Annotated in this window: 10 protein-coding genes; all 10 read right to left on the reverse strand. The window is 59.9% G+C overall.

Annotated features, from left to right (window positions below):
* Positions 1–3: 3 nt before the first annotated feature.
* Positions 4–393: a hypothetical protein gene (locus tag PSUM_RS11395; protein ID WP_033044339.1), complete on the reverse strand. Its 390-nt coding sequence runs from the start codon at positions 391–393 to the stop codon at positions 4–6.
* 122 nt (positions 394–515) lie between these two features.
* Positions 516–1,340 (reverse strand): SDR family oxidoreductase, encoded by an 825-nt coding sequence (locus PSUM_RS11400; protein WP_020796874.1) that lies wholly within the window; start codon positions 1,338–1,340, stop codon positions 516–518.
* Between the two features lie 33 nt (positions 1,341–1,373).
* Entirely contained in the window at positions 1,374–1,838 is a 465-nt protein-coding gene (locus PSUM_RS11405; RefSeq protein ID WP_033044341.1) for a hypothetical protein, read from the reverse strand.
* Between the two features lie 291 nt (positions 1,839–2,129).
* The gene (locus PSUM_RS11410) at positions 2,130–3,581 is read right to left on the reverse strand and encodes a mannose-1-phosphate guanylyltransferase/mannose-6-phosphate isomerase (protein WP_020796872.1); all 1,452 of its coding nucleotides are present in this window, start codon (positions 3,579–3,581) and stop codon (positions 2,130–2,132) included.
* 219 nt (positions 3,582–3,800) lie between these two features.
* Entirely contained in the window at positions 3,801–4,457 is a 657-nt protein-coding gene (locus PSUM_RS11415) for an alginate O-acetyltransferase AlgF (RefSeq protein ID WP_042955313.1), read from the reverse strand.
* A 17-nt stretch (positions 4,458–4,474) separates the two neighbouring features.
* Positions 4,475–5,650 carry an alginate O-acetyltransferase gene (locus PSUM_RS11420; protein ID WP_083348246.1) on the reverse strand — a complete coding sequence of 392 codons (1,176 nt, stop codon included), beginning with the start codon at positions 5,648–5,650 and terminating at the stop codon, positions 4,475–4,477.
* An 11-nt stretch (positions 5,651–5,661) separates the two neighbouring features.
* Positions 5,662–7,227 (reverse strand): MBOAT family O-acyltransferase, encoded by a 1,566-nt coding sequence (locus PSUM_RS11425; RefSeq protein ID WP_020796869.1) that lies wholly within the window; start codon positions 7,225–7,227, stop codon positions 5,662–5,664.
* A 199-nt stretch (positions 7,228–7,426) separates the two neighbouring features.
* Entirely contained in the window at positions 7,427–8,551 is a 1,125-nt protein-coding gene (locus PSUM_RS11430; RefSeq protein WP_033044151.1) for a mannuronate-specific alginate lyase, read from the reverse strand.
* A gap of 8 nt (positions 8,552–8,559) precedes the next feature.
* Positions 8,560–10,023, reverse strand: coding sequence for an alginate O-acetyltransferase (locus PSUM_RS11435; protein ID WP_020796867.1), 1,464 nt, complete (start codon positions 10,021–10,023; stop codon positions 8,560–8,562).
* 10 nt (positions 10,024–10,033) lie between these two features.
* Positions 10,034–11,638, reverse strand: a complete 1,605-nt coding sequence (algG, locus tag PSUM_RS11440) for a mannuronan 5-epimerase AlgG (protein ID WP_033044150.1) — start codon at positions 11,636–11,638, stop codon at positions 10,034–10,036.
* Between the last annotated feature and the right edge of the window lie 13 nt (positions 11,639–11,651).

Raw genomic sequence — 11,651 nt, forward strand, 5'->3', positions numbered from 1 at the left:
GTTTCAACAAAACGTCTCATGCAGATGCCGCCAAAGAATCTTGCCTTCTACCTTCTCGAACACCACGGTCGAGCGGCGATCGGAATGCAGGCCGGTGGCATCGGTCTGTTGTTCTCGGTAACTCACGGTTGCGCCGCCGTTGTGCAAGGCAATGCCGCTCAACTCGCCAAGTTCGATGCGCAACCCAAGCTTCTTGCCTGCGGCCATCAGGAACAACTCGTTCAACGCATCGAAATCCAGCACCCGGCCCAACGGCGAGACCATGGAAAACTGTGGCGAAAAACGCCTTAGTAATTGTTCGAGTTCGGCCGGGTCGCGTTCCTTGGCCAGCCATTGTTCGATGGCGACGTGCGCCTGGATCACTTCGTCGAAGTATTCGTTGTAGTCGGTCATGTTGTTGAGTCCTGAAAATTCTGCAGCGACTATTCTGACGTCTTCGCGAGCAGGCTCGCTCCCACAGGGGAATGTATTTCAACTGTGGGAGCGAGCCTGCTCGCGAAGGTATCGACCCGGTCTCAGAGCTGCCCGCGCAAGCCGAACCGCTTCATCAACGCCGACTCCAGCAAGCCCTTGGGCAACAACCCTGCCATCAACGGCAATGCCCGGCTGCCATTGCCCAATCGAAGCAGGCGCGGTGGCTTGCTCTGCTGCACGGCCTTGAGCAATCCGGCGGCAAACGCACTGGCCGGTGTCGGGTTGTCCTGGGAGGCCTTGGCCCGTGCCCGTATGCCTTCGCGCAACGGGAACCACGGCGATTGTTCGCTGATCAACTGCTCAGCTTCGTGGCCGGCATTCTTGGCGAAACTGGAGGCGATGGCACCGGGCTGGACTTCCATCACCCGCACCCCAAAGGGCGCCAGTTCCATGCGCAAGGCATCGCTCAGGGCATGCACCGCGGCTTTGGACGCGCAGTAAGCACCTGCAAACGGCGTGACCAGAATTCCCGAAACGCTGCCGATGTTCACCACGATGCCTTTGGCCCGTCGCAACACGGGAAACAACGCACGGGTCACGCCAACGATGGCGAACACGTTGGTTTCGAACTGACGTTGCATCGCCTGCACACCGCCATCGAGCAACGGCCCCATGGCGCCGTAGCCGGCGTTGTTGACCAGCACATCGAGGCCGCCATGTTGCTGGTTGATGCGTTCGCTCAACTGTTCGAGTGCCTGGCCATCGTTGACGTCCAGTTGCACGGCGATAAAACCGGCCGCGGTCAGCGCTGCGACATCTTCAGCCTTGCGAGCGCTGGCCCAGACTTCGTAGCCAGCAGCCTTGAACGCATCGGCGAGGGCGCGGCCGATGCCGCTGGAACATCCGGTAATCAACGCAACGGGCATGGCGCGGTCCTTGTGCGGAAAGGTAAGGTGAGGTCAGTCCGAGAAACTACCCTGCAAACGCTCGGCGCGAAACTCCAAAGTTTCCGGGCGATAGCCGGGCCGCAGGGGCGGCAGCGGCAAGCAGTCTTCCCAGTTGCCACCGGCCTGCAATTCGCCAGGTCCGCGGTAGCGTGGGGCGGTGTACTGATTGTCGGCGAGATTGACCGTGTCGCCCGGTGCATAAGCGGCAACACGCCAGCGCAATTCGGTCAGCGGTACATCGTTGCCGTTGTTCAGGGTCAGTTGCAGCGGTCGGTCTGCCGGGCAGTGTTGCGGTGCGTAGCTGATGCGCAATTCCAGGCGCTCCAGTTGCTTGAGCTCGCGGTGGTCCATCCAGATGACCCAGGTAGCGACGATGCCCAGGCCCAAGGCAGCCGCCATGGACACCGGCAAGGCCTTGGCCGGATAGCGCAGCAACAGGATCAGCCAGGTGATGACCAGCAGGACACCGATGAACATGATGCGCAAACCTCGGGGGGATAGAGGGTCATCCTACCTAAGCGTGGGGGAGGTTGGCGATGGGTGAGATTTGCGGTGGATGTGCTGGCCCCTTCGCGAGCAGGCTCGCTCCCACAGTGGACCGGAGTTGACCACAAAGTTTGTGACCGACTCAAAACCCTGTGGGAGCGAGCCTGCTCGCGAAGGGGCCAGGTCTGACAACACAAAACCCCGGAAAAAAAAGCCCCCGCCCAACTCACTGCGGATAGGGGACGCAGTGAACCGGGCGGGGGCTTTTATTTCAGCGCTCGCTTACTGCGCGATGGTCTTTACCGAAACGCCACTCTCGATCGGCGCGGTGCGACCGTAGATATCTTCAAAGCGCTGGATATCGTCTTCGCCCAGATAGCTGCCCGATTGCACTTCGATGATCTCAAGCGGAATCTTGCCCGGGTTGCGCAAACGGTGAACCGAAGCGATCGGAATGTAGGTCGACTGGTTTTCGGTCAACAGGAACACATTCTCATCGCAGGTCACTTCAGCCGTGCCGCTGACAACGATCCAGTGCTCGGCGCGGTGGTGGTGCATCTGCAGCGACAGGCACGCGCCCGGCTTGACCGAGATGTGCTTGACCTGGAAGCGCCCGCCCATGTCCACCGAGTCGTAGGAGCCCCATGGACGATAGACTTCGCAGTGGTTCTGGGTTTCGCTGCGGCCCTGTTCGTTGAGGGTGTTGACCATCTGCTTGACGCCCTGGACCTTGTCCTTGTGGACAATCATCATGGCGTCCTTGGTCTCGACCACGACGATGTTTTCCAGGCCGATCACCGAGACCAGCTTGCCGTTGCCGTGGATCATGCAATTCTTGCTGTCCTGGATCACCACGTCGCCTTTGGTGACGTTGCCATTGGCATCTTTTGCGTTCACTTCCCACAACGACGACCAGCAGCCGACATCACTCCAGCCTGCAGTCAATGGCACGACGCAGGCGCGCTGGGTCTTTTCCATCACCGAATAGTCGATGGAATTGTCCGGGCAGCAGGCGAACGTGGCTTCGTCGATGCTGACGGTGTCGGCGTCTTGAGCGCTGCGCTCCAGGGTCAACAGGCAGGTGTCATAGATATCCGGGTCGTGTTTCTTCAGCTCTTCGAGGAAGCGGCTGGCGCGGAACAGGAACATGCCGCTGTTCCAGAAGTAACCGCCGGACTGGACATATTCGGTGGCGCGTTTGACGTCCGGTTTTTCGACGAAGTGCGAAACGCGGCTGACGCCTTCGGGCAGCAGCGAATCGTTGGTCGACTTGATGTAGCCATAACCGGTTTCCGGTTTGGTGGCCGGTACGCCGAACAGCACCATTTCGCCGTTTTCGGCGGCGACGGTGGCCAACGCCAGGGCGCGTTGCAGGGCTTTCTGGTCTTCCAGCACGTGGTCGGCTGGCAGCACCAGCATCAGTTCGTCGCGGCCTTCGTTGACCAGCATCATCGCGGTGAGGGCCACGGCCGGCGCAGTGTTGCGGCCGAACGGTTCCATCAGGATGCGCTGGGTTTCCAGTTTGCGAGCGGCCAGTTGCTCGTTGACGATGAAGCGATGGTCCTTGTTGCAGACCACGATCGGTGTGTCCATACCGTCGAACACCAGGCGTTCCAGGGTTTGCTGGAACAGGGTGTGCTCGCCGGTCAGGGCCAGGAACTGTTTCGGGAATTGCTTGCGGGAAAGCGGCCAAAGACGTGAGCCACTACCACCTGACAAGATCACCGGAATCATGTTTGTTACTCCTTGAAAATCGTTTGGTTAGAGCTACGAACGCTGTGTCGTTTCACTCTTGTTCTTGTTCCGTGTCCAAAGGCTGACTGTCCTGGGTAGGAGCTGCCGAAGGCTGCGATCTTTTGATCTTTGACGTTCTTGAAAATCATTGAAGATCAAAAGATCGCAGCCTGCGGCAGCTCCTACAGGGGACTGTGTTTCATCCTCTGGAAAAAATGATTAGCGCGTCGATACCGGGCGTTTTACCCAGACCGGCGACAGGCTGCTGCCGCTGCCGGTGACGTACAGCACCGCGGCTTCACCGCGTTCCAGGGCGACTGGCTTCACGTCGCCAACTTTCGTTGCGCCATCGTATAGCGCCAGGCTGACCTTCACCGGGTTGATTTCACGCTCGCCACGGCCCTTGGCGGCCACGTTCGGGACCACGTCGGTCTTGCCGTCGGCGGTTTTCAGGGTCAGCGCCTTGTCGCTGAGGTTCTGCACGCGTACCAGGGATTTCTGCTTGTTCCGGAACGGCGGCTCTTCGATCAGTTGCGGGGCGCCGCTGGCGTTGTTGACCAGGGTGTAATAGTGGTCGCCGGCCAGTTTCACCGGCAGCGTCTGGCTGCCGACCTTGGCGCTGTAGTCACCGCCCGGCATGAAGCTGAAGTCGCTGCTGGACAGTGGCGCGACATCGCTCAGGTTGGTGCTGCCGACGGTGGCGCTGACTTCGGCGTTACTGGCATTGTAGATGCGCACGAAGGACGAGCCTTTCGGTGCGGTCGGGCCGTACAGCGCGGCGTCGCCAGCGGCGAACGCTTGCATCGAAAGCACGCTCATACCAGCAACCAGAGCAAAAGTCTTGGCGAGACGGCGAGGAGTAGTCTTGAAAGTCATGGTATTACCTCTCTCTTTCAGTTTTGCGCCCGGTCGGGCGTCTCGGATTTAGTGTTTGCGGCTACGTTTTGTTGGCGGGCACCGGCTTGTTTAAGCTCTGCGACCCACTGCGGGTCGGCGTCGCCGATTTCGTTGTTCACAGGCAGATAACGTTCAGGAAATTCCCAGATCAGCACTTGTGGCGGGCTGTTCTTGAATGCGTCGCTCTTGAGGTAGCTGAGCATCGGCAGGATCGGGCCGTGGCCGTCTTCGGCGTAGCTGACCACGTCGCTGCGCAGGGCTTGTTTCAGCGCGCCGACGAAGTTCCAGTTCGGGTTGGCGCTGTAGCTGGTGCCGATCAGCGCAACCGGTACTTCGGTGTTGGCGAACAGGGCATCGTCACCAGCCGGCTGGTCTTGCGCGGCAACGGTGTTGCGCTTCTGCAAAGGCTCTTGCGCCGGCATCAGGTTTTCGAACAGCGGGTCCAGCGGCAGGAACAGGCGCAGGTCGCCTTTGTGGGTGATTTTTTCCGCAGGCTCGGTGACGAAGTCTTGCGGTTCGCCGCTCAGCGGGTACTTGTCGGCAATGGTCTTGGCCAGGCGATCGGCGGCAACCTCGGCGCCTTCCGGGGTCCAGTGGGTGTCGGTACGCAGGAACACTTGCTTGCCGTCGTTTTTGGCCGCTTGCAAGGGGCCCAGCAAATCAGGGGCAAGGATGCGGTCAGCGGCCAGGCGCTTGTGGAAGTCCTGGTAGAGGTTGGCGTGGATGCTGGCCGGTTTCGCCTCACCCAGGTGTTCCGGGTACAGGCGCACCTTGGCCGGAACCACCGCCATCACCAGTTTCACGCCTTTGTCCTTCAGGGTCTGACGCACGCCTTCGACCAGCGCGTAGTTGCCTTGCAGGTTCAGCTCTTCGTTGACGACCGGATGGAATTCTTCATCGCTGTACAGCCACTGGTCGCGACCGAGCACAACGCCAGGACGACCTTCGTTGAACAGTTTGAAATCCAGCGCGGCCCAGAGGTTGGTGCCCAGGCGCTTGATCGGGAATTCCTCGTCGTAGTGCGTCTCCACGGCCTTGGTCCAGCGGCCGTTGAGCACTGTCGCATCGGCGTTGGTGCTGAAGCCGAGGAAGCTGCGGACCGACCACAGGCCCAGGGCCAGCAGCGTCACCAGGAACAGGGCGATGTAGAAGATGCGTAATGAGCGGGTCATGGTCAGATCCCTCAGAACTGGAAGTAAAGGAACGGCGAGAAGCTTTGCGCCGAGAGTTTGAGAATCGAGGCGATGAACAGCAGCAGCACCAGGGCACGCATTGCGTAGCGTGACCAGTCAGCAGTCCAGTAGGCCGGTTGCACCTGGGCTTCGACGCCGACGGTGTAGCCAGGCTGGTGGATGCTCGCCGGGTTATCCCCAGGCACGGCTTTGATCGTGCCGGCTGTTGCGGCGGCCGGACCGTCTGCATCGACGTTCACCGCAGGCTTGGTCTTGACCGGTGGCTGATTGCTGTAGAAATCACGCAGGCCGAAGAACGCCAGGGTTACGTAGGCCACGATCAGGGTTGCGATCTGCAAGCCGGTGAGGCTGGCCTGGTTGAGTTCCGACAGCGACCATTCGCCGAAGCTGAACATGGCGCCGTACATGCGACCGGCCACGTGCAGGTTTTCCGCACGGAAGATCACCCAGCCCATCACCACCAGCAGGAAGGTCAGTGCCCAGCGGATCGGGTTGAAGCTGCGCGGCGAAGTGTTCAGGCCGATGGCTTTCTCGATCGCCAGCCACATGCCGTGCCACGCACCCCAGACGATGTAGGTGATGTTCGCACCGTGCCAAAGGCCACCGAGCAGCATGGTCAGGAACAGGTTGCGATAGGTGGTCAGCGTGCCTTTGCGGTTACCGCCCAGGGTGATGTACAGGTAGTCACGCAGCCAGGTCGACAGGCTGATGTGCCAGCGGCGCCAGAACTCGGTGATTGACTGGCTGATGTACGGCTGCTTGAAGTTTTCCATGAAGCGGAAACCCATCATCAAGCCCAGGCCGATGGCCATGTCGCTGTAGCCGGAGAAGTCGAAGTACAACTGCGCGGTGTAGGCGAGGGCGCCGAGCCAGGCATCACCCGTGGTCGGGTTTTGCAGGGCGAAGCAATGGTCAGCCACCACCGCGAGGGTGTCGGCGATGAAGACCTTCTTGATGAAACCCTGCATGAACCGCGTGCAGCCCTCGGAGAACTTGTCGAGGGTATGGGTGCGGTTGTTGAACTGGTCGGCCAGGTCGCGAAAACGCAACACGGGACCGGCGATCAGGTGCGGGAAGATCGCCACGAACGCTGCGAAGTCGATCAGGTTGCGAGTCGCCGGGGTATCACCACGGTAGACGTCGATGATGTAGCTGATGGACTCGAAGATGTAGAACGAGATACCGATCGGCAGCAGCACGTGGGTCAGGATGAATGGCTCAAGACCGACCGAGGTCATCATGGCGTTGATGCTGTCGACGCCGAAGTTGGCGTACTTGAAGTAGCCGAGGATACACAGGTCGACGGCAACGCCCAGCAGCAGCCAGCGCTGCGCCGGTTTGGTCCTGACGCCGGCGGCACCGACTTTCAGGCCGATCCAGTAGTTCCACAGCGTGACCGCCGCGAACAGTGCGAGGAAGTCCACACGCCACCAGGCGTAGAACATATAGCTGGCAATCAGCAGCAGCAAATTGCGATAGCGTTGCCCGCTCAAGTAGTACAAGCCGAGAAAGATCGGCAAGAACAAAAACAGGAACACGTTGGATGAAAACACCATCCCGATCTCTCCTTGTCTGAAACTACATTCAAGGGCCAACGGCCCCCCCAAACCCCCCGCAAAATCCGGAGAGATACATGATCGTTCCCACGCTCTGCGTGGGAATGCCTCAATGGACGCTCTGCGTCCGCTTCGGCATGTGACGCGGAGCGTCACGGGCTGCATTCCCACGCAGAGCGTGGGAACGATCAGCGTTGACTCAACTGCCTTTGTTACCCTTCTCGTTCGCCGGGTCATAGACCTTGGTCAGGTCACCGCCGAGGCGGAAGGTCTTGAACGGTTGCATCTTGTGCTTCTTCTCCAGCACATCCGGCGAGCAGGTGTAGAGCGTGCAGAACGGTTCGAGCCAGGCGAATTTCGAGTCGACCTTCAGGTCGGTCATGTCCTGTTCCTTGCCGTTCTTTTCTTCGAACTCGTCAGGATCTTTCACCCCGGCCAGCACGCGATCACCCAGGCGCTTGAGCGCGCTGTTGTTTTCCTGGCGCAGATCCACGCCATTGACCTGGGCGAAACTGGCGATCATCGCCAGCGGCGGCAGGGCGTAGTTGTGATAGGCCAGCGCCCGTTGCTGGCGCTTGAGTTCGTTGGGCAAGAATCCCTGGGCGTCGACCTGATTGACGCCGACCTTGTATTCCTTGACGGCCCAGTCGAACAGGTCGCGGCGGTTGGTGGCGACGGACGTTGCCATCACCGACCAGGCTGCCCAGTACGAGTGGTTGTTGGTTTTTTCCAGCGGCAGGTTGTCCCAGTCGCTGACCACCTGATCGGCCATCTTGCTGAACCAGGCCTCAATCAGCTGCGACTCCTGCTGATGGTTGGCCAGCGGACGGGAGTCGGAGAATTTCAGGCGGATGTACGAAGACGCCATGCTGCCCAATGCCCATTTGCGCATCGACTTGCCGGTGTGGTTGAAGTCCTTGGACATCAAGGCATCCGCCTTGGCCCATGCAGTCAACCAGTTCAACGTGCATTCCAGCTGTTCCGGACGACCATCGCGCATGAACTGCATGACGCGCTTGCTGGTACCGCGCTCGATCTTGGTGATGTCGGCGGTGCTGTCACGAAAGGCTTTTTCCGATTGCACGTTCAGCGTTGAACGCGCTTTGTCCGAGCCTTCGTACTTGCTGCGAAATTGCAGCGAGCCGGTGTACGGCGTCGGCATCGCATCACAGCCTTCGCTCTTGTCGCCGGCTTTGACTTTCTCGATGGGCGCGAAGTAACCCTGCGGCGGACGCAATGGCGCCGCGGCTTGAGTTGCGCCGGCGAACATCGCCAGGCTCAAAAGCGTCGGCGCCAGCAGTTTTTTCAAGTTCGGATTTCGCATAGCAGACCTCATTGCCCGGCTGAAGCGGTACGTTGCCCAGCGTCCGGGAATACGTTGCGTTTGCAGACTTTCGCTTCGACTTTCTGTGGCGCGGCGCCTGCTTTTTCAGGCCCCTGGATTTCGACGGCCAGCAGATTCTGCGAGGCCCAGTCTTCGTCCGTGCGCAACTCGAAGGCGAAACGCCCGTCGGTGTCGGAAGTTTCCGGTTTTTCGATCTTGATGTCCTCGTGGCGCCCGTTCATGTACCAGAGGGTGGCTTGCAGGGTTTTCACCGAGGTGTCGGCGAAGCGGATGTCGACCTGGTGACTGCTGTTTTGCAGATTCAGGTTTTTGCTGTTGACCATCAGTTCGTTCTTGCCAGGTTTCAGGGTGGTGCTGCCGGACAACTGTGCAGCCTTGCCTTCGCAACCGTTGTCCAGCAGCGCCATCATCTGGCGGTAGATGGTTTCCTGGTCCAGGCGATAGAGCGGCGAGAATTCCCAGATGAGAATTTTCGGTGGAGTCTTCTGGAACTCGTCGCTGCCCAGGTACTGCAGCATCGAACCTTCCAGGCCGCCGCCGGGGAAGGCTACGTTGAGCACATCGGCGCCGATGGCCTCTTCGAGGAAACCGGAGAAGTTGTAGTTCTTGCCGCTGTGACTGGTGCCGACCAGGGTGATCTGCGGATTGCCGGATTCACCGAACAGATCGCCATCACCTGCCTCACCCTTGGGTTCGGTGGTGAATTGATCCATGTACTGGACCGCATAGCTGGTGCCACAGAGTTGACCGGCCATGTTATGCAACGTTCCGTTCTTGCCCATGCGACCCGACTTGTGGGTCTCGAATTCACGCTTGGGAATGTCGGCGAAGGCCGGAATCTGCTTGACCTTCTCGGCCACGATTTTCGCCGTGCGCTGCGCGCCATAAGGCGTCCAGTGCTGGTCGCCCCGGAAGTAGAAGTCGTGGGCGGGCAGGGTCTCGGGCAGCTGTTCGTTGGTCAGCGGCGACAAGTCCGGCACCACGTAACCCATCTGCGCGAAGCGGCCGAGCATGGTCTTGTAGTTCTTCAATGCCTTGTCGAAGTCGAAGCTGGCTTTCTCTGCCGGGTTCAACTTGTTGCGGTTCACCAAGCCACGGGTGGGTTGATAAACCACCACGAGTTCCACGCCTTTGCTCTTGAACGCATCGTGCAGTTGCTTCATGCGCTTGTAGCCGGCGGGCGTGGTGTCGAATTCGGTGCGTAAGTCTTCCTGGGTACGAAACAACCAGTCGCCTTGAGCCTGCACCAGGGTGGTGAAGTTCTGCTGGTAGCGCGTGGTGTAGTTCTTCGGATCGTGGGCCGCGGGGCACAGGCTGCAGCACGGTTCGGCGCTGAATTTCGGTGGACTTACGTTACCGGCAGCATCGTCTGCTCGCACACCGCCGCTGGCGGCGAGAATGCCGGCGGTCAGGGCCGACAGGCTGAGTAATTTGATCAAGTGTGGGTGCATAAAATTATCCTCAGTCCTGCATTTCGGTCTGGCGTTCGACAGGGTCGATCAGCACGGCTTTCTGCTGGCGCACCAGCAGGTCGAGAATTTCATCCTGGCGCTCGCCGAGGATCCCCGTGAAGCTGATGCCGCTGGTTTTGGTCGGTGCGAGCATGGACACGCGATACAACTCGACGCTCAACGGCGAGTCGATGGACAGCGGGCCACTGCCGTTGGCCGCCAGTTCACCGCCGACCACGATCAGCGACACCTGGGCGTCGAACGGGTCGAGCTTGATGTCACGGTCGGTGTCGCTCAGGTCCTTGATGTGCCCGTAGACGCCGGTCAGGCCGTTGGCCATGGCGATGTTTTCGTAGAGGCGGATGTTCACGCTGTTACGAACGCGGATGCCATGGCGCCGGTTGCTGATCACCTTGTTGCCCCACAGCAGGTTGTCGCCACTCTCGTAGAGAGTGATGCCGTCGGTGTGGTTCTGGTAGATCTCGTTGTAGGCGATCAGGTTGTTGATGCTGTTACGGTCGATCACGATGCCCGACAACTTGTTGTCGTAGCTGCGGTTGTTGAAGATGAAGCTGTCGTTGACCTCACGGGAAATGATGATCCCGTGCTTCTTCTTCGTGCCATGCACCGTGTTGTCGGCAATGATCAGGCCATGGGAACGGTCATGCGGGTCAATGCCGTAGACGATGTTGTCCTTGTAGGTGTTGCCCTTGACCACGAAATCGCGGGTTTCGTAGCAGTAGAAGCCGTACCACATGTCCGAGAATTCGGAACCAATGATCCAGCCGGTCGGTTCAGGACGCTTGAGCACCTTCGCCATGTTCGGCGTGTACTGGGAAATACTCACACCGTAGGACTTACTGTTGGCGTAGCCGAAACTGGCCATCTTGCTGTTGGCGATGTAGGTCTCGGTGCCACCCCAGGCCAGCAGGAACGGGCGGAATTCCTTGGGCGACTTGAAGGCCGCCGGGCCGTTCGCCTTCTCGCTCCAGCCAGTGACCTTGGTATCACGCACGAACAACTGGCCGTCGTTGACCAGGAACGACCCGGCCTCCTGGGACAGGCGCAGTTCCTGGGTCTGTTGGTCGATTTCCAGGATGCCTTTCTCACCCACGACGATCGGCAATCTGGCCAGGAATACGCCCGGCGAAGTTTCGCTGAAGTACTGCTTGGGCAGCTTCTTGGCCAGGTCCTTGAGGTTCATGTAGCCGTCGTCGACGAAGATCGCCTGTGGGATGCCGTGCTGACGCACCACCCACTCGGCCATCTTGTTGTCGCCACCGATGAAGTCCTTCAGGGCGTTCTCTTGCATCATCCGGCGCACGCTGATCTTGCCGGCCTTTGTGCGCACGATTTTCGCGGCGATCGCCTCGGCGGTGTAGCCCGAGGTGTCCGGCAGTTTCGGCTTGGCCAACTCCAGCGGCGCGACCGGCGCGCTGCTGACGGTGTAGGTCCTGGCGTGTTGCAGTCCCTTGGCCATGGTGACCGGCTTGGTTGCTTGAGGCGCCGCCGACTCCACATTGGCCTGCGCTGCGTTGGCGAAGCTGGCCGCGCTGGCCAGTAGCAACGCGCCGGCCAACAGGCTGATCGAGCCTTTCATGGCTTGATGATTCATCTGGGAGACTCCC

It is taken from the genome of Pseudomonas umsongensis (assembly GCF_002236105.1).
GTDB classification, from domain to species: domain Bacteria; phylum Pseudomonadota; class Gammaproteobacteria; order Pseudomonadales; family Pseudomonadaceae; genus Aquipseudomonas; species Aquipseudomonas umsongensis.

Coding starts and splice junctions, on each gene's coding strand:
- PSUM_RS11415 (WP_042955313.1), bottom strand. CDS start 4,457: ATGACTTTCAAGACTACTCCTCGCCGTCTCGCCAAGACTTTTGCTCTG.
- PSUM_RS11410 (WP_020796872.1), bottom strand. CDS start 3,581: ATGATTCCGGTGATCTTGTCAGGTGGTAGTGGCTCACGTCTTTGGCCG.
- PSUM_RS11400 (WP_020796874.1), bottom strand. CDS start 1,340: ATGCCCGTTGCGTTGATTACCGGATGTTCCAGCGGCATCGGCCGCGCC.
- PSUM_RS11430 (WP_033044151.1), bottom strand. CDS start 8,551: ATGCGAAATCCGAACTTGAAAAAACTGCTGGCGCCGACGCTTTTGAGC.
- PSUM_RS11405 (WP_033044341.1), bottom strand. CDS start 1,838: ATGTTCATCGGTGTCCTGCTGGTCATCACCTGGCTGATCCTGTTGCTG.
- PSUM_RS11435 (WP_020796867.1), bottom strand. CDS start 10,023: ATGCACCCACACTTGATCAAATTACTCAGCCTGTCGGCCCTGACCGCC.
- algG (WP_033044150.1), bottom strand. CDS start 11,638: ATGAATCATCAAGCCATGAAAGGCTCGATCAGCCTGTTGGCCGGCGCG.
- PSUM_RS11420 (WP_083348246.1), bottom strand. CDS start 5,650: ATGACCCGCTCATTACGCATCTTCTACATCGCCCTGTTCCTGGTGACG.
- PSUM_RS11395 (WP_033044339.1), bottom strand. CDS start 393: ATGACCGACTACAACGAATACTTCGACGAAGTGATCCAGGCGCACGTC.
- PSUM_RS11425 (WP_020796869.1), bottom strand. CDS start 7,227: ATGGTGTTTTCATCCAACGTGTTCCTGTTTTTGTTCTTGCCGATCTTT.